This window comes from Caballeronia sp. GAFFF1, from assembly GCF_023630705.1.
Classification (GTDB): Bacteria; Pseudomonadota; Gammaproteobacteria; order Burkholderiales; family Burkholderiaceae; genus Caballeronia.
On the sequence record NZ_JALQEM010000019.1, the window covers coordinates 96,654 to 113,400 of the forward strand.

Below are 16,747 nucleotides of genomic sequence, written 5' to 3' on the forward strand. Positions count from 1 at the left end.
TGATTAGTCGCTGTTGCCGGCAACAATGCCCATCACCGCCATGCGCACGGCGATGCCGAAGGTCACCTGATTCAGGATGACCGACTGCGGCCCGTCGGCCACTTGCGAGTCGATTTCCACGCCGCGGTTCATCGGGCCCGGGTGCATCACGATGGCATCCGGCGCAGCCAGCGCAAGACGCTCGGGCGTGAGGCCCCAGCTCTTGAAGTACTCCTGCGCGGACGGCAAAAGCGCGCCGCTCATGCGCTCGTTCTGTAGCCGCAGCATGATGATGACGTCCACGCCCTTCAGACCTTCGTCCAGGTTGTGGTAGACGTGCACGCCCATCTGGTCGAGGTTGCTCGGCAAGAGCGTGCGCGGACCGATGGCGCGCACTTCCGGCACGCCAAGCGTTGTCAGCGCATGAATGTCCGAGCGCGCGACGCGCGAATGCAGGATGTCGCCGACAATCGCCACGCGCAGCTTCGTGAAGTCGCGCTTGTAGTGGCGAATGGTGTACATGTCGAGCAGGCCCTGCGTCGGATGCGCGTGACGGCCATCGCCCGCGTTGATCACGTGCACGTGCGGCGCGCAGTGCTCCGCGATCAGATACGGCGCCCCGCTCGACGCATGACGCACGACGAACATGTCGGCGTGCATCGCGGAAAGATTGTTGATGGTGTCGAGCAGCGATTCGCCCTTGCTCGTCGAAGACGCGTTGATGTTCAGATTCAGCACGTCCGCCGACAGACGCTTCGCCGCGATTTCGAACGTAGTGCGCGTGCGCGTCGAATTCTCGAAGAACAGGTTGAATACCGACTTGCCGCGCAGAAGCGGCACCTTCTTGACTTCGCGATCGGTGACGCTCACGAACTGCTCGGCGGTATCGAGAATATGCGTGACGATGCTGCGCGGCAGGCCCTCGATGGTCAGCAAGTGCTTAAGCTCGCCGTTTTTCGTGAGCTGCGGGTTGCCTTTGAGAAAGCCGTAGCGGAAGGTGTCGCTGGTCTTGTCAGCTTGCTGCGCGCCCGGTTCGGCTGCGCTCTGCGTGGCGGTGTTCATGGTGATCCAGGCGTTGCTTTGAAAAAAGGCGTGAGACGCGTGCTGCGAAGGCGTCAGCGCGTGCGCGGCTCGGTCGTGAAGCCGAAGGTGCCGTCGTCGCGGCGCGCGAGCACGAGGTCTTCGTTCGCTGCGACCTCCACCATGCCGCCGGTGAAGCGCGCCGCAATCGGCATTTCGCGTCCGCCGCGGTCGGCGAGCACGGCGAACTCGATCGCAGCGGGACGGCCGTAATCGTAAAGCTCGTTGATCGCCGCGCGCACGGTGCGGCCGGTGGAAAGCACGTCGTCGATCAGCAGGATGCGGCGGCCTTCGACTGCGAACGGCAGCGACGTCGGGCTCGCCTGACTATGTAGGCCCTTTTTCGCGTAGTCGTCGCGATGCAGCGCCACGTTCACCACGCCGAAATGCGCGGCGCCCAAGTCTTTTGCGAGCCGCTCGGCAAGCCACGCGCCGCCGCTGTAGATGCCCGCGAGCGCCACGCCGTCGGCTGCCGCGAGCGACGCGCCGTACGCCGCGCGAATCTGGTCGACGAGCGCGCGATACAGCGCCTCTGCGTCAATGGAGCTCATGATCGTCGGGAAGTCCGTCGAGATATTGTTGGAGGATGACGCGGGCGGCTTCGGCGTCGATGCCGTCGAAGCGGCCGCGTGCATTCGGGCGCACGCCGCGCTCGCGCAAGTCGGCTTTCGCATCGACGGACGAGTATCGCTCGTCCACCCACTGCACCGGCACGTTGAAACGGCCGTTCACCTGATTGCCGAAGCGTTTCGCAAGCGCGCTCATTTCGTGCGGGGTGCCGTCCGGATGCATCGGCATGCCGACGACGACAGCGTCCGGCTTCCACTCTTGCAAGAGCTTGCCCACTTCCTGAAAGCGATAGTCGCGGTCGCGGTTTTCGAGCACGGCGAGCGCGCGCGCGTTACGCGTCAATGTATTGCCGACGGCGACACCGATGCGCTTTTCGCCATAATCGAATGCCAGCAGCGTGGCTTCGCGGCTCATGCGTGCCCTGCTTCGCCGGAAAGCATGGAGCGCGACACGCCGAGCAGCGACAGCGCCGCTTCGAGGCGGTCCTCGGCGGGCACGTCGAAAATGATGCGCGAATCCGCTTCGACCGTGAGCCAGCCGTTCTTCGAGATTTCTTCTTCGAGTTGCCCCGCGCCCCAGCCCGCGTGGCCGAGCGTCAGCAGGAAACGCTCGGGGCCCTTGCCGCTCGCGACGGCTTCGAGCACGTCTTTCGATGTGGTCATGGCAAGGCCGCCGGGCACGCTCATGGACGAGCTATACGGTTCGCCCTCGCCCGCCTCGTGCAGGACAAAGCCGCGCTCCGTCTGCACCGGACCGCCGTAATAGACGGGCAAGTGAACGAGCGGCTCGATTTCCAGCTTGAGGTCGATGCGGTTGAAAAGCGATTGCAGGTCGATGTCGGTCGGCCTGTTGATGACGAGACCCAGCGCACCGCGATCGGTGTGATCGCAAAGGTAGACCACCGTTCCGGAAAACGTCGGATCGACCATGGAGGGCATGGCGATCAGGAACTGGTTCGTCAAATTGATGCGATCGGAAGTCTTGGACATAATTCAGGATTTTAACAAAGGCGCTGCGAGATGGCCGACTTCGATGTGGGGCTGGTCTGGTTTCGGCGGGACCTGCGCGCGGCAGACAATGCTGCACTCTATCATGCGCTTACACGGTGCCGTCGCGTGCTGTGCGCGTTCGTTTTCGACCGCGAAATCCTCGCTCCGCTCGCTAAAAACGACCGTCGCGTGCCCTTTATTCATGCAAGCGTGGTCGAGCTCGATCGCACGCTTCGGGCGACCGGCGGCGCGCTGCTGGTGCGGCACGCCATGCCGCTCGACGGGATTCCCGCGCTCGCCCGCGAGTGCGGCGCGAACGCCGTGTTCGTGAACCGCGACTACGAGCCGTCCGCCAAGGCACGCGACGAAGCGGTCGCGCAAAGGCTCGCGGGCGCGAACATCGCGTTCTTCGAGTTCAAGGATCAGGCGATCTTCGACCGCGACGAGGTGCTGACGGGCAGCGCCAAGCCGTACACGGTGTTCACGCCGTACAAGCGCAAGTGGCTCGAAACGCTCACGCCCGACGCGTTGCAGCCGTATGCGTCGGAAGACAATCTGCACGCGCTCGGCAAGCCGCCGGCGCAGTCGGATCAGGGCATCCCGTCGCTCGCCGCGCTCGGGTTTGCCGATGCAGAAGGCCCCGCGTTCCCGGCAGGCACGGTCGGCGCGTACGCGCTTTTCGACGACTTCCGCGACCGCATGACGGATTACGACCGCACGCGCGACTTCCCGGCGGTCAAAGGTCCGAGCTACATGGGCGTGCATCTGCGGCACGGCACGGTGTCGATCCGCGCGCTCGCCCGCGTCGCGCACGACGCGCAGCGCCACGGCGACCGCGGCGCGCAAACGTGGCTTTCGGAGCTCATCTGGCGCGACTTCTACTTCGCGGTGCTGCACCATTTCCCGCGCGTGGGCATGCCGGGCGACCATCGCGCGTTCAAGCCGGAGTACGACCGCATTCAATGGGAAACGGGCGAGGCGGCCGAAGCGAATTTCGCCGCGTGGTGCGCTGGACAAACCGGCTACCCGCTCGTGGACGCCGCCATGCGCCAACTCAACACCTCGGGCTACATGCACAACCGGCTGCGCATGGTGACGGCGAGTTTTTTGACGAAGGATCTCGGCATCGACTGGCGGCGGGGCGAGGCGTATTTCGAGGCGCAGTTGAACGATTTCGAGCTTTCGTCGAATAGCGGCGGCTGGCAGTGGGCCGCGTCGAGCGGATGCGACGCGCAGCCGTACTTCCGCATCTTCAATCCGGTCACGCAGTCGCAGAAATTTGATGCCGCCGGCAAGTTCATCCGCCACTATGTGCCGGAGCTGGCGGCGCTGTCCGACCGCGACATTCATGCGCCGTGGCTCGCGAAACCCGACGCGCTGAAGGCCGCGAAAATCGCGTTGGGCGCGGATTACCCGCCGCCGATCGTCGATCACGACGCCGCGCGCAAGCAAACACTGCTGCGTTACGACGTCGTGCGCGGGCCGGCCAAACGGGCGTCGGCCCCCGACGAGGACGACGACGACGCTATCGCGTGACGGCCGGAGGACGCTCGATCATTGCGGTCAGCGCGGCAATCGACGCGCGTCCCTCCGACGGCGCGATGCCCGCAGCCGCCTGATGCAGCATCGAGCGCAGCGTTTGGGCGGCGCGTTCGGGGATGGAGGCGTCGAGGCCGCGGGCATCGCTGTCGGCCGCGCCTTCGCCGTGATGCGCGACGCGCCGCCAGGCGAGACCGAGCGTATCGGCGAGCAGCGAGACGTGCCCGAGCCCGAGCGCGCACGCGGCCGCGCCCAGCCGATGCGACGCGTTCGCCGCATGCAGCGCGGCGGCGGAATCGACGGTGCCCGTCTCGCTCGCCTGCGTGCCGCGCTCGACGAGCCCTTCGATCGACGCCTCGGCGCTTTGCAGAAAGTCTTCGTACGCGGCCGCGTTCACGCGCAGCACGCCGAGATCACGCGTGACGGCCTCGCGCGTGCTTTCTTCGCTCGCCTGCGCCGCGCCCTGCTCCCACGCGGCTTCGGATGCGGGCGTCGCCGCCACGTGCCACGCCACGGTCAGGCCGTAGTCGCGCAACACGTCGACGTGTTCGGCGTCTTCAGGCGTCGCGCCGTAGAGCGCGAAGTCGCGCCACAACAGCGCGAGCGTCGCGCGCACGAGCGAACGCGGCGCGTATGTCGACGCGTGCGCCTGATCCGCCAGCACGAGGTTGAAGCGCGCGTAGAGGCGCTTGGCGTCCGCGTAGCTGGAAAGATCCGCGTGACGGCCGGCCCGCTCGCGCAGCGCCCGCACCGTGGACGACGCGAGCCGCCAGAAATCGTACGGACCGGGGCCGGTGAGCTCGGCGAGACAGGCATCGAGCCGCGAGAAGGTTTCGTCGATGCCGGCTTGCGGCTGCTCGGCGCCCGCGCGCAGCAACGCGAGTAGCGCCGCCTCGTAGTGCGCCCGGACCCGCGCGAGCCTTTCCGGCGCCACGCCCCGCAGCGTCGACGGCGCAATGGCGCGTCCGGCGAGCGCGAGGTCGTCGTAGGAAACCGGCGCGATGCGCGTGTGCACGGCCAGAAGCGCGTGGAGCCCGCGATAGTGATCGAAGAGTTCGGTCGAGCAAGACAGTTCGCGCAGGTTGTGGCGCTCGACGGCCGAGCGGAACGCGGACATGGCGAGCGCGATGCGGTCGTGCGTGCCCTCCGATTCGTCGCCGAGCGGCGCGACGAGCGCAAGCGCTTCGGCGATACGTTGCGCGGGCAGCCATCCGGCCGAATGCAGCGCAGCAATCGCGCGCTTCAGCGCAGGCGCGATCTCGCCCTGCCGCTGGAACGCGTGCATGGCGTCCGTGAGCGCCATTTCGGCGAGCCGGACTGAGCCGCCGCGCGGGTTCGGCAAGGCTTCGATCGGAACGGGAAGGTCGGGACGAGATGTCATAACGGGCGCTCACAAGCCAGAAACGCGCGTGGCGACGCCGCCTCGACGCGCGGTTGAACTGCATTATCGACGAGCGCGGCGGTGAAGCGCCGCCGAGCCTGTCGTGCTCAAAGCGTATGCCTTTTACGAGCGCAGGCGGGAACGAATGTTCCTGCCGGATCGGCGCGGACGCGCGACCCAGCTCGCCTGCGACGCCTGCACGAAACGCAGGCCGCAAAAAACACGCGCCGCATGGCGTGAGCCATGCGGCGCGGTAGAGCATGCGGATCAGATCTGGACCATCTCGAAATCTTCCTTGCGGGCTCCGCACTCGGGACAGGTCCAGTTAATCGGAACGTCCTCCCAGCGCGTGCCCGGCGCGATGCCCTCTTCCGGCAATCCCGCCTCTTCGTCGTAGATCCAGCCGCAGATCAGGCACATCCAGCTTCTGTATTCCATACTTATGCCGCGTCGATTGGTCGATTGAAATTAGGCCATGATGGTACCGTGTTGCCGGGTGGATGCCTAGCAAGGCGCTGGCCCGACGTGCATCCCCAAATAGCGGGACGCGCACGCCGCCGCTTCGCAAAAAGGTGCGCAAAGACCGCAGACGGGCGGCAATAGGCCGCATAATCGAACCGTGTCCGGGCGCGTACGCGTCTTTTTCGCGTTCGCTGCAACTGAATCGTCTCACTCGTGCAATTCAAACCAAAAATGTCCGCTCTTGCCATGACCGGCGACTCTCCACCGATCGTTCTGACCTTCGGGCTCTCGGACCCAACGGGCGGCTCCGGCCTGCAAGCCGATTTGCTGACGCTCGCCAGCATGGGCTGCCACAGCGCAACGGTTCTCACCGGCTACGCCGTGCGCGATTCAGCAACATGCGATGAAGTCAACGGCCTCGACCCCGACGCGGTCGCCGCTCAGGCGCGCATGTTGCTAGAGGACATGCCGATCGCCGCGTTCAAGATCGGCGCCGCCACGCGGGCGGAAGTGGTTTCCGCGATCGCGGAAGTGGTGTCCGACTACGACGACGTTCCGCTGATCCTCGCGCCCGACTTCACGCTGGACGACGAACACGTGTTGTCCGCCGACGAGCTGCGCGAATCGCTCGCCGATCTGCTCGTGCCGCAGACGACCATGCTGATCGCGGATCACGCGACGCTTTTGCAGCTTGCGCAACCGGACAGCGACGCCGAAGCGCCGACGCTCGATTCCGCGATATCGCACATTCTCGCGCAGGGCTGCGAGTACGTGCTGGCGATGGAAACGGGCACGCATCGGCATGTGAACACGCTCTATAGCGAGGAAGGACAGGTGCGGCAGGACTTGTGGGACCGCGGGCTGCATCGCGTGATGGGGCTCACCGACACGCTCGGCGCCGCGGTTGCCGCGCTGCTCGCGAACGGTCAGGAGCCCGCCGAGGCCGCGCGCGAGGCGCAGGAATACGTGTTTCAGGCGGCGCGGGCCGCGTTTCGTCCGGGCATGGGCGCCTATCTGCCGGATCGCTTTTTCTGGGCGCGATCCAACGACGCGGACGACGAAGCCGACGCCGCGTCCTTGCCGGACGATCCGGCCGGATTGCCCGGAGAAGCCCGGCATTAAACGAAATCGGGCACCGACGATGCAGTGAACGAAGCGACACGAACGGAGTTCGGAGACCAACGAAGGGAGGCTTTGCGAGCGCATGCCGTATCGACTGCCCCATCTGCACAAGCCCGGCCCGCAAGGCGCCATCCGCGTCGGCTGCGCGGGCTGGGCGCTTTCGAGCTCGGTCCAGTCGAGCTTTCCCGACGAAGGCACGCATCTCGAACGCTACGCGCGCGTGCTGACGTGCGTCGAAATCAACTCGAGCTTCTATAAGCCGCATCGCGAGCAGACTTACGAAAAGTGGGCGCAGAGCGTGCCCGACTCGTTCCGCTTCTCGGTGAAGCTGCCCAAGGCGATCACGCACGACGCGCGGCTCGCGGACACGAACGCCCTCATCGACGAATTCCTGGCCGCCGCCGGCAAGCTGGGCGACAAGCTCGGCTGCTGGCTCGCGCAACTGCCGCCAAGCCTCGCGTTCGACCGCGATCTGGCCGATGCCTTCTTCAAGGCGTTGCGCGAGCGCACGAAGCTGCCGGTCGCGTGCGAGGCGCGCCATCCGAGCTGGTTCACCAAAGAGGCCGCGGCGCTTCTGAAGGCGCATCACATCGCGTATGTGGACGCCGATCCGATTCCCGACGACTGCGAAATCAAGCATCGAGCGGACACATCGCTCGTCTACGTGCGGCTGCACGGCTCGCCGGATCTCTACAAGTCTTCGTACGACTTCCCGTATCTCGACGATCTCGCGCGCACGCTGCAAGCCCGCGCGAAAAAGACGCCCGAGGTGTGGTGCATCTTCGACAACACGACGCTCGGCCACGCGCAGCCCAACGCGCTGCACGTGATGGAGCGCCTGCATCTTCATCATCGGAAGGCGTAGTGCCTTTCCGCTTCTATTCGCTGCTTCCGAAGGAGATTCGCTGATGCACAAGCCGGCACTACGCTTCGCTCGCCTGATTCGAGCCATGATGCTCGCCACGATTGTCTCGGCGGCGCTGCCCGTCCATGCGCAGGACGCATCGGCGCCGCCGGCCACGCCTGCAGGCGACGGCACGTTCCTGCTGACTATCTTCCTCAAGCACGACGAGTCCAAGCCGTTGCCGAAGATCAACCAGCAATTGAAGGAACAAGGCTACTTCAAGACGTTTCCGCCGCCAGGCGTGGAAGTAGTGTCGTGGTACGTGATGATGGGCATCGGGCAAGTGGTGACCTTGCGCGTTCCAGCGGACAGGTTGCGGGAAGTGAATCGCGCGATCGAGACGACCGCGTGGGGCGGATATCACACGGAGTTCTACCCGACGTACGACTACAAAGCCGCCGCACAGAAGCTGCGCGACGAGATGAACAAGTAGCTTTTAGATGGACGAAAAAAAACCTGCATCGCTGCAGGTTTTTTCTTTGGCACGGCGCGAGCCTCTTTCGAGGCCCGCGCCGATGTAATCGGGCCGAAGCCGTCTTACATGTCCATGCCCATGCCGCCCATGCCGCCGGGCATGCCGCCAGGCATCGGAGCATCTTCCTTCGGCAGTTCGGCGACGGCTGCGTCGGTCGTCAGCAGCAGGCCGGCAACCGATGCGGCGTTTTGCAGCGCCGTGCGCGTCACCTTCGTCGGGTCGACGACACCGGCTTCCACCAGGTCACCGTACTCGCCGGTTGCCGCGTTGTAGCCGTAGTTGCCCGAACCCTGAGCAACAGCCGCCACCACGACGGAGGCTTCTTCGCCGCCGTTCGTGACGATCTGGCGCAGCGGCTCTTCCATTGCACGCAGGACGATCTTGATACCTGCGTCCTGGTCTGCGTTCGCGCCCTTCAGGCCGTCGATTGCACGGCGTGCACGGATCAGCGCAACACCGCCGCCCGCCACGATGCCTTCTTCCACTGCTGCGCGCGTTGCGTGCAGAGCGTCTTCGACACGTGCCTTCTTTTCCTTCATTTCGACTTCGGTCGCAGCGCCGACCTTGATCACTGCCACGCCGCCGGCCAGCTTGGCCACGCGCTCTTGCAGCTTTTCACGGTCGTAGTCCGACGTCGCTTCTTCGATCTGCTTGCGCACTTGCTTCACGCGAGCTTCGATGTTCACGGCTTCGCCAGCGCCGTCGATGATCGTCGTGTTTTCCTTGCCCACTTCGATGCGCTTCGCTTGACCCAGCTCTTGCAGCGTCGCCTTTTCCAGCGTCAGGCCGGTTTCTTCCGCGATAACTTGACCGCCGGTCAGGATCGCGATGTCTTCCAGCATGGCCTTGCGACGGTCGCCGAAGCCCGGAGCCTTGACAGCAACGGTCTTCAGGATGCCGCGGATGTTGTTGACGACGAGCGTTGCCAGAGCTTCGCCTTCGACGTCTTCAGCGATGATGAGCAGCGGACGGCCAGCCTTCGCGACTTGTTCCAGCACCGGCAGCAGATCGCGGATGTTGGAAACCTTCTTGTCGTGCAGCAGCACGAACGGGTTTTCCAGAACGGCGACTTGCTTGTCCGGGTTGTTGATGAAGTACGGCGACAGGTAGCCGCGGTCGAACTGCATGCCTTCCACGACGTCCAGCTCGTCTTGCAGCGACTTGCCGTCTTCGACGGTGATCACGCCTTCCTTGCCGACCTTGTCCATGGCTTCAGCGATGCGCTCGCCGATGGACGTGTCGCTGTTCGCCGAGATCGAGCCGACTTGCGCGATTTCCTTGTTCGTCGTGCAGGGCTTGCTGATCTTGCGCAGTTCTTCGATTGCTGCTGCGACGGCCTTGTCGATGCCGCGCTTCAAGTCCATCGGGTTCATGCCCGATGCGACGTACTTCATGCCTTCGCGAACGATGGACTGTGCGAGCACGGTTGCGGTCGTGGTGCCGTCACCTGCGTTGTCGCTGGTCTTGGAAGCGACTTCCTTGACCATTTGCGCGCCCATGTTCTGGAGCTTGTCCTTCAGTTCGATTTCCTTCGCGACCGAGACACCGTCCTTGGTGACCGTCGGGCCGCCGAACGAACGCTCGAGCACGACATTGCGGCCCTTCGGACCCAGCGTGACCTTGACCGCGTTGGCCAGAATGTTCACGCCTTCGACCATCTTGGCGCGTGCGGAATCGCCGAAAGTGACTTCTTTAGCTGCCATATCCAGACTCCTTGATTCGATTCAGTGTGCCGGCTCGCCGCCCTTTGAGGCGCGAAGCCCGGCTTACAGGAAGAATGCTTACTTGTTGACCAGAACGGCCATGATGTCTTCTTCGCGCATGACGAGCAGTTCCTGCCCGTCGACCTTGACGGTCTGGCCGGCGTATTTGCCGAAGAGCACGCGGTCGCCCACCTTCACGTCGAGGGCGTTTTGCGTGCCCTTGTCATCGCGCTTGCCCGGGCCGACGGCCAGGACTTCGCCTTGATCCGGCTTTTCTGCCGCTGCTTCCGGGATCACGATGCCCGATGCGGTCTTGGTTTCCTGGTCCAGACGTTTGACGATGACGCGATCGTGCAAAGGACGAAGGTTCATACACACTCCTCTCTTGAATGAGACTGAAAACGCGGGAAAGCCCGTCTTTTGGGCGGAGCCCGCCGGACGGAAATCTTGTTAGCACTCTCGTGCAGTGAGTGCCAATTATATGGACCGGATTTGACAATTTCAAGGAGGGAGACGGTTATCTCCGGGCCAGCGGTAACTATCTTGCAAGCTCAACGAGCAGGCCGAACACGCGGCGCAGACGCCGATTTGACCATGAACGTAATTCAACGCTGCGACGAGGGGCGCGTTATTCGTTGGCCGATCGCATCTCAATCGTTGACTACCCCTTGAAACCAGCCTATAACCATCCACGTAGATGGCTAGAGGATGGAATACGACTATGGCGATACAACTCCCGGATCCCACCCGCCCCAAAAGCGGCGACACCGAAAAAATCACAATCAACCTCGGCCCGGTCGACCTCGGCCAGATCGACCTGCTTGTGGAAGAAGGCTTTTACTCCAACCGCACGGACCTGATCCGCACAGCCATCCGCAACCAGCTCGCGGTGCACGCGTCCGTCGTCAGGGAAACGGCGACCCGGCGTGCGCTCGTGCTCGGGCTTCAATATTTCTCCAGACAGGACCTGGAAGCGGTGCGCGCAGCCAACGAGCGGCTGAAGATTCAGGTGCTCGGCCTCGCGAGCATTGCCGCCGACGTTTCACCCGAACTCGCGCTTGCCACCATCGAATCGATTCTGGTTCGAGGTGCCCTCCACGCATCGCCGGCCGTCAAGGCCGCGCTTGCAGACCGGATCCGCTGATTGCGGCTCGACCGCTGCGCTTCCGAAACTGGATAAAACATGAAACTGAACGAAGGTTTTCTCGACTCGATGAAAGAGGCTTTTCAACTCTTTCAGAACGGCAATAACGACGCAGCCACTGAAATCGTCAAGCGCGCGATGCGCGCGGACGCTGCCCACGCAGAGCCTGTTCCGCCCGAATCTCGCGCGTCGCGCCTCACCGAGCTCTTCAAGACGCCCGCGCGCGCCGAACCGCAGCCCGAAGTGGAAGATCGCGGGCACTTCAGCACGCGCCGCTACGCGAATGCCGCCGGTCAGCGCGACTACAAACTGTATGTGCCGAGCGGTTATCGCAACGAGCCGTTGCCGCTCGTCGTGATGCTGCACGGCTGCACGCAGAACGCCGACGATTTCGCGACCGGCACGCAAATGAACGCGCTCGCCGAGCGGCAGCCGTGCATCGTCGCGTATCCGATTCAGCCGCAAAGCGCGAACGCATCGAAATGCTGGAACTGGTTCAAGCCGTCCGACCAGCAGCGAGACGCGGGCGAGCCTTCGCTGATAGCCGGCATCACGCGCGAAATCATGGCCACTCACAACGTGGATCCGAAGCGCGTCTACGTCGCCGGTTTGTCGGCGGGCGGCGCGATGGCAGCGATCTTGGCGCAACGCTATCCCGATTTGTACGTCGCTGCGGGCATTCACTCAGGACTGCCGGCGGGACGCGCGCACGATCTGCCGTCCGCACTTGCCCTCATGCGCGGCGGCGAAGGTAGAGCTGCGGCGTCGGGCGCGCCGCGTTGCCCGCTGATTGTCTTTCACGGCGATGCGGATGCCACCGTCCATCACGTCAACGCGCGCAGAGTCCTCGAAGGCTTCCGCGCAAGCGGGCCTGAGCGGCGCGTATCCGGCCCGTCGGCCACTCGCCAGCATTCAGTGCAGCAGTTCGTATCGCCCGATGGCGTGCCCGCAGAACTATGGACGCTTCACGGCGCACCGCACGCGTGGTCCGGCGGGAGCGCGCGCGGTACTTACACCGACCCGAGCGGGCCGGACGCCAGCGCGGAGATGCTGCGCTTCTTTTTTGCGCATCCCAGGGACTAGCGGTTCTCATCGCGGCGACTGTACAGAACAAATGAGCAAAAGCCCGGCGTCGCACGCGCCCGGTGGAACTTTGCGGCGTCCCATACGGCCCACTGAACCAGTTAATCAATCTCTCGGAACGATTGAATCGATTAATGCTGGTTCATCAATGGTCCCTTCTTCGAATCAGGGTTTATACCTAGACACGAGAGACTTACACTCCTTTTCAACGACAACGCACTGCGAGCCCCAGGCTCCTGCGGCGTCCCGCTCAACGAGATACGGAGGTTCATCATGTTCAAGTCAATCGTTCCCGCCATCGTTATCGCTTCCGCACTGGCTGCCCCGGCGTTCGCCCACGCGGGCGAAAACGGCGCCCTGACCCGCGCCGAAGTGAAGGCGCAACTGGTCGAACTGCAGCGCGCCGGTTACAACCCGGCCAGCGACCGGACGACCTACCCGGCCGCCATCCAGGCGGCGGAAGCCCGCATTCACGAGACGCAAGGCGTCGCCACGACCTCGCTCGGCGGCTCGGCCGACGGCGCGTCGGCGTCCGGTCGCGCGAATCGCCCGGCTGGCGACGTCAACGCGGTCGACTTCAATCGTCCGTAAGCCGTATTGACCGATGCGAAGCCCGGCCCCGCGCCGGGCTTTTTCGCGTTCGCGTCCTTGTTTCGTGACCGCCGGGACGTGCGCCTTACGACGGTCATCTCGCTGTAAACCTCGGATTTTTCGACGGTTTTGGATTCCGCTTTTTCATCGGAGGCTCAGAGCGCACTAAAATGTGTGTCTGCTTGTCACACGTTTCGTTTCTGCCGCCTGCCATGCCTATCCCCTCGTCGCTGCGCCTCGCTTTCGTTTCACTCGGTTTTTTCGCGCTCGCTGCCTGCGGTGGCCGCACCGCCACCACGCCCAGCTATCAGCAGGAGTTGTTCAACACCGGCGCGAGCCCCTACGCGCACAACTTCGACGCCACTGTGAAGGAGACGTGCGAGGCCGCGCGCCGCGCGTTGCTGTCGCAAGGCTTTCTCACGACGATGGCGCAGACCGACGGCGTCGACGCCACGAAAAACTTCCAGCCGTCCGCCGAGACGCACGTCGTCGTGTCGTTCCATGTCGTCTGCACGCCCGGCGAGAACGCGACGAACCAGAGCATCGCCTATGTGAACGCCGTGCAGGACGGCTACGCGCTCAAGAAGAGCGATACGTCCGCGAGCGTGGGCCTGAGCGTGCTCGGCTCGCTCTCGCTGCCAATCCGCTCGAATAGCGACGCGATGGTCAAGATCTCGAGCGAAACCGTGCCGGCCGGCAAGTTTTATGACCGCTTCTTCGGCCTGATGGGCCACTATCTGACGACCGTGCCGCGCAGCTCGCCCATTGCATCCGATGATGTCGAGAGCAAGCCGCTCGCGCCCTCGCTGATCGTCAGTTCGCCGGAGTTGACGCCGACGCCGATCGTCGTGCAGGCGCCCGCTGCGGCCGCGACCGCCATTCAGACGCCGGAGGCCGCGGCGGTCACCAAGCAGGAAGCGCAGGCTGCCGCCACTACTGTGACGGCATCGGCGCCGGTTGCGGCGTCGGCGGTGAATTGATCGTTCGTCGGCGTGCGTTTCGGCGGTCCGGCCGATTACCGAGTCGGCGGTGAGGCACTGATCGACGCACCGCTTCCCCAACAATCTGCCGGCTGCAAAGGCCGCAGTCACGGCATTGGCACTCGTGCCGCATCGGCAGTGACACGCTGACCGATCGCCGGTTCGCGCGGCGTTGACAATTCGGCCGGCCTGCGTCGGCCCATTGTCGACGCGCGCACCCTTCCGCTTCGCGCCAGAGCGGAGCGACCGGACAGCCCATATCGCACTCACCCGGCTTGACAGGGCCGCGCTGGCTCATCGGCCGGCTGTGCCGCAAACAAAAACGGGCTCCGGCCTAAGCCGGAGCCCGTTCGCGCGCCTCGCCTAAACCGGCTGAGGCTCGCCGCTTATTTGCCGCCGTTTTGCGGGCTCAGCGTGAGCTTGTTCGAGACCGACTGCACGCCCGTCACGCCCTTCGCGACTTCTTCGGCCTGAGCGATCTGCGCGCCTTCCGGCACGGTGCCGGTCAGCGTGACCGCGCCGCCGCGTGCGCGGACGAACACGTTCGACACATCGAAGCCTTGCGCCTTCGAGAGCGCGCGGCGCACGTCGTAGCCGAGCTTGCGATCCGTCTTCTTGGTCGCGGACTTCTGCGCCTTGGTCGGCGCGGCGGATTCGGTGCCGGTGGTCGCCGCCGCATCGCTGGATTGGGCATAGGCGCTCGACGCGACCGCCACGCACACCACGACGCCCAGCGCCTTCAACATATCGACAACTTTCATGGTTTCTCCTTTTGTTTCGCTTGTTAACTTCGCACAGTTGCTGCTTCGCTCGTTTGCACTTCAAGCCGGACAGCGTGGACCGGCCTAAGGCGTACGGCACCGCGCATGCCCGTGGCCGCGCGGCCGGCGGTCCAGATGGACCGGCGAACCGGCGGCGACGTGCCGCGGATGCTCTCATGCAATGCTGCGAGAGGCTGGCGAAGAAACGAACTCGGCCGTTATTCGGGCGAATGACCCGTCGGCTCGTCTATGTGTTGTCCTGACGCACGGCGCAACAGGCGCCCGAAGCTGCGGCGCGTGCCCGTCTGACCCAAATAACGGGTTTTCGGACGGAAGTCCTTGCCGTGCGGCGGCGAACGTCAATTTAGCCCAGCGCGGCCATTAGCGCAAAGCATTTAACAACGCGAGGCGCCCGCACGCGACACACGGTTGTCACACGCCTGCCGCCGCCGCGACGACAACCGGGTAGCGAGGGCTTTCGCGTCGCGCGTTCGGGTAAGCTCTCGGGCACGAATTGACAGTTGGCACCGAGATGACTCAACCAAACGGCAATCCCCAAAAGGAACGCCCGCGACGCAGGCCGCAACCGAAAATCGTCGCGCGTTTCGTCGCGGTGTCGTGGCGCGACCTCGCGCTTACCTTCGGCCCGATTCTCGTCGTGGCGATCGCCGCGCTCTACCTGGCTGTGCGGCTCATTCAGCCCGCGCCGCCGAACACGCTCACCATCGCGGCCGGGCCGAAGGGCAGTTCGTTCTGGAACAGCGCGCAAAAGTACAGGGCGATCCTCGCGCGCAACCGCGTGACGCTCAACGTGCTGGAGACGCAAGGCTCGCTCGACAATCTCACGCGGCTGGAGAAGCCGGATTCCGGCGTCGATGTCGGTTTCGTGCAGGGCGGCATGATGCCGCCGGGCGCGGTGCACGACGACCTCGAATCGCTCGGCAGCGTCGCCTATGTGCCGCTCGCCGTGTTCTATCGCGGGCCGGCGGTCTCGCGGCTGTCGGAGTTCAAGGGCAAGCGGCTCGGCATCGGCGCGGAGGGCAGCGGCACGCGCGCGCTTGCGCTGACGCTCCTGAAGGCGAACGGCATCGAGCCCGGCGGCGACACGCAGTTGCTGCCATTGTCGGGCGACGCCGCGGCCAGGGCGCTTGAAGGCGGCCAGATCGACGCCGCGCTCTTGACGGGCGATTCCGCCCAGCCGCCGACCATGGCGAAGCTGCTGCGCACGCCGGGCGTGCGCTTCATGGATTTCGCGCAGGCCGACGCCTACGCGCGCCGCTTCCCTTACCTCACCGAGATAGAACTGCCGATGGGCGCGTTCGATTTCGCCAACAATCTGCCGCCGCGCCCGGTCCACATGATCGCGCCGACCGCGGAGCTTGTCGCCCGCGACAGCCTGCATCCCGCGCTTTCGGACCTGCTCATCGAGGCAGCGCGCGAAGTCCACAGCCGCGCGAACCTGATGCAGCGCGCGAACGAATTTCCCGCGCCGCTCGCCCACGAATTCCGCATCAGCGACGACGCCGAGCGTTATTACAAGTCGGGCAAAAGTTTTCTGTACCGCGTGTTCCCGTTCTGGATCGCGAGCCTCGCCGATCGCGTGCTCGTCGTGCTCGTGCCGCTCGTCGTCGTGCTCATTCCGGCGCTGCGGCTCGTGCCGGGGCTGTATCGCTGGCGCGTGAAGTCGCGCATCTATCGCTGGTATGGCGCGTTGATTGCAATCGAACGGGAGGCGATCAGCGGCCCCGACACCGCGCAGCGCGACGCCCTCCTCGACCGCATCGACGCGATCGAATCGGCGGTCAACCGGATGAAGATGCCGCTCGCGTTCGCGGACCAGTTCTACGTGTTGCGCGAGCACATCGGTTTCGTGCGCGAGCGGCTCGCAGCCGAGGCCGGCGCGAACGCGCAGCCGCCTTCCCGCCGGCAGGTCGCGTCGCGTGAAGACACGGAGCAGCGCAGCACGTAATATCGAATGATTCGA

18 protein-coding genes are annotated in these 16,747 nt (G+C 64.7%); 9 read left to right on the top strand and 9 right to left on the bottom strand.

Translation table 11 applies throughout. The features are described from left to right. Positions 1–3 precede the first annotated feature (3 nt). Genes NCR37_RS10320 through NCR37_RS10335 form a run of 4 tightly spaced genes read right to left on the bottom strand, consistent with a single transcriptional unit; the run spans position 4 to position 2,618 of the window. Positions 4–1,041, bottom strand: a complete 1,038-nt coding sequence (locus tag NCR37_RS10320) for an aspartate carbamoyltransferase catalytic subunit (RefSeq protein WP_175944786.1) — start codon at positions 1,039–1,041, stop codon at positions 4–6. A 53-nt stretch (positions 1,042–1,094) separates the two neighbouring features. Next, complete coding sequence (pyrR, locus tag NCR37_RS10325) at positions 1,095–1,610, bottom strand: bifunctional pyr operon transcriptional regulator/uracil phosphoribosyltransferase PyrR (protein ID WP_250472913.1); 516 nt, start codon at positions 1,608–1,610, stop codon at positions 1,095–1,097. Further along, on the bottom strand, positions 1,597–2,043 hold the full coding sequence (ruvX, locus tag NCR37_RS10330) for a Holliday junction resolvase RuvX (RefSeq protein ID WP_250472914.1): 447 nt from the start codon (positions 2,041–2,043) through the stop codon (positions 1,597–1,599). Before ruvX ends, pyrR begins: the two co-directional genes overlap by 14 nt. Beyond that, positions 2,040–2,618: a YqgE/AlgH family protein gene (locus NCR37_RS10335; protein ID WP_175944792.1), complete on the bottom strand. Its 579-nt coding sequence runs from the start codon at positions 2,616–2,618 to the stop codon at positions 2,040–2,042. The genes ruvX and NCR37_RS10335 overlap by 4 nt, the downstream gene beginning before the upstream one ends. Before the next feature lie 30 nt (positions 2,619–2,648). Between NCR37_RS10335 and NCR37_RS10340 the strand changes: the two genes are divergently transcribed. After that, complete coding sequence (locus NCR37_RS10340) at positions 2,649–4,154, top strand: cryptochrome/photolyase family protein (protein WP_250472915.1); 1,506 nt, start codon at positions 2,649–2,651, stop codon at positions 4,152–4,154. Here NCR37_RS10340 and NCR37_RS10345 read toward each other — a convergent pair. Continuing rightward, positions 4,144–5,538, bottom strand: a complete 1,395-nt coding sequence (locus NCR37_RS10345) for a FimL-related protein (protein ID WP_250472916.1) — start codon at positions 5,536–5,538, stop codon at positions 4,144–4,146. The two genes, NCR37_RS10340 and NCR37_RS10345, sit on opposite strands and share 11 nt — an antisense overlap. Before the next feature lie 267 nt (positions 5,539–5,805). Further along, on the bottom strand, positions 5,806–5,976 hold the full coding sequence (locus NCR37_RS10350) for a rubredoxin (protein WP_025527884.1): 171 nt from the start codon (positions 5,974–5,976) through the stop codon (positions 5,806–5,808). Positions 5,977–6,246: 270 nt separating this feature from the next. Between NCR37_RS10350 and NCR37_RS10355 the strand changes: the two genes are divergently transcribed. The 3 genes from NCR37_RS10355 to NCR37_RS10365 all read left to right on the top strand — a co-directional run bounded on the left by NCR37_RS10355 (position 6,247) and on the right by NCR37_RS10365 (position 8,459). Continuing rightward, positions 6,247–7,122, top strand: coding sequence for a hydroxymethylpyrimidine/phosphomethylpyrimidine kinase (locus tag NCR37_RS10355; RefSeq protein ID WP_250473033.1), 876 nt, complete (start codon positions 6,247–6,249; stop codon positions 7,120–7,122). 82 nt (positions 7,123–7,204) lie between these two features. After that, positions 7,205–7,987 carry a DUF72 domain-containing protein gene (locus tag NCR37_RS10360; RefSeq protein ID WP_250472917.1) on the top strand — a complete coding sequence of 261 codons (783 nt, stop codon included), beginning with the start codon at positions 7,205–7,207 and terminating at the stop codon, positions 7,985–7,987. 88 nt (positions 7,988–8,075) lie between these two features. Next, the gene (locus tag NCR37_RS10365; protein WP_250473034.1) at positions 8,076–8,459 is read left to right on the top strand and encodes a hypothetical protein; all 384 of its coding nucleotides are present in this window, start codon (positions 8,076–8,078) and stop codon (positions 8,457–8,459) included. Between the two features lie 104 nt (positions 8,460–8,563). On the opposite strand, the gene groL is transcribed toward NCR37_RS10365, so the two are convergent. Continuing rightward, positions 8,564–10,204 (bottom strand): chaperonin GroEL, encoded by a 1,641-nt coding sequence (groL, locus tag NCR37_RS10370; RefSeq protein ID WP_244847121.1) that lies wholly within the window; start codon positions 10,202–10,204, stop codon positions 8,564–8,566. Between the two features lie 78 nt (positions 10,205–10,282). Then, a complete protein-coding gene (gene groES / locus NCR37_RS10375) occupies positions 10,283–10,576 on the bottom strand; it encodes a co-chaperone GroES (RefSeq protein WP_159836846.1) in 294 nt (97 codons plus the stop codon). A gap of 349 nt (positions 10,577–10,925) precedes the next feature. Between groES and NCR37_RS10380 the strand changes: the two genes are divergently transcribed. From NCR37_RS10380 to NCR37_RS10395, 4 genes are all read left to right on the top strand, one after another. Continuing rightward, a complete protein-coding gene (locus tag NCR37_RS10380) occupies positions 10,926–11,348 on the top strand; it encodes a ribbon-helix-helix domain-containing protein (RefSeq protein WP_250472918.1) in 423 nt (140 codons plus the stop codon). Positions 11,349–11,387: 39 nt separating this feature from the next. Continuing rightward, positions 11,388–12,431, top strand: a complete 1,044-nt coding sequence (locus NCR37_RS10385; protein ID WP_250472919.1) for an extracellular catalytic domain type 1 short-chain-length polyhydroxyalkanoate depolymerase — start codon at positions 11,388–11,390, stop codon at positions 12,429–12,431. Between the two features lie 273 nt (positions 12,432–12,704). Continuing rightward, the gene (locus tag NCR37_RS10390) at positions 12,705–13,022 is read left to right on the top strand and encodes a DUF4148 domain-containing protein (protein WP_250472920.1); all 318 of its coding nucleotides are present in this window, start codon (positions 12,705–12,707) and stop codon (positions 13,020–13,022) included. A gap of 212 nt (positions 13,023–13,234) precedes the next feature. Next, on the top strand, positions 13,235–14,002 hold the full coding sequence (locus tag NCR37_RS10395) for a DUF2242 domain-containing protein (protein ID WP_250472921.1): 768 nt from the start codon (positions 13,235–13,237) through the stop codon (positions 14,000–14,002). A gap of 386 nt (positions 14,003–14,388) precedes the next feature. On the opposite strand, the gene NCR37_RS10400 is transcribed toward NCR37_RS10395, so the two are convergent. Next, the gene (locus tag NCR37_RS10400) at positions 14,389–14,763 is read right to left on the bottom strand and encodes a BON domain-containing protein (RefSeq protein WP_250472922.1); all 375 of its coding nucleotides are present in this window, start codon (positions 14,761–14,763) and stop codon (positions 14,389–14,391) included. A gap of 532 nt (positions 14,764–15,295) precedes the next feature. Between NCR37_RS10400 and NCR37_RS10405 the strand changes: the two genes are divergently transcribed. Beyond that, on the top strand, positions 15,296–16,732 hold the full coding sequence (locus NCR37_RS10405; protein WP_250472923.1) for a TAXI family TRAP transporter solute-binding subunit: 1,437 nt from the start codon (positions 15,296–15,298) through the stop codon (positions 16,730–16,732). Positions 16,733–16,747: the final 15 nt, after the last annotated feature.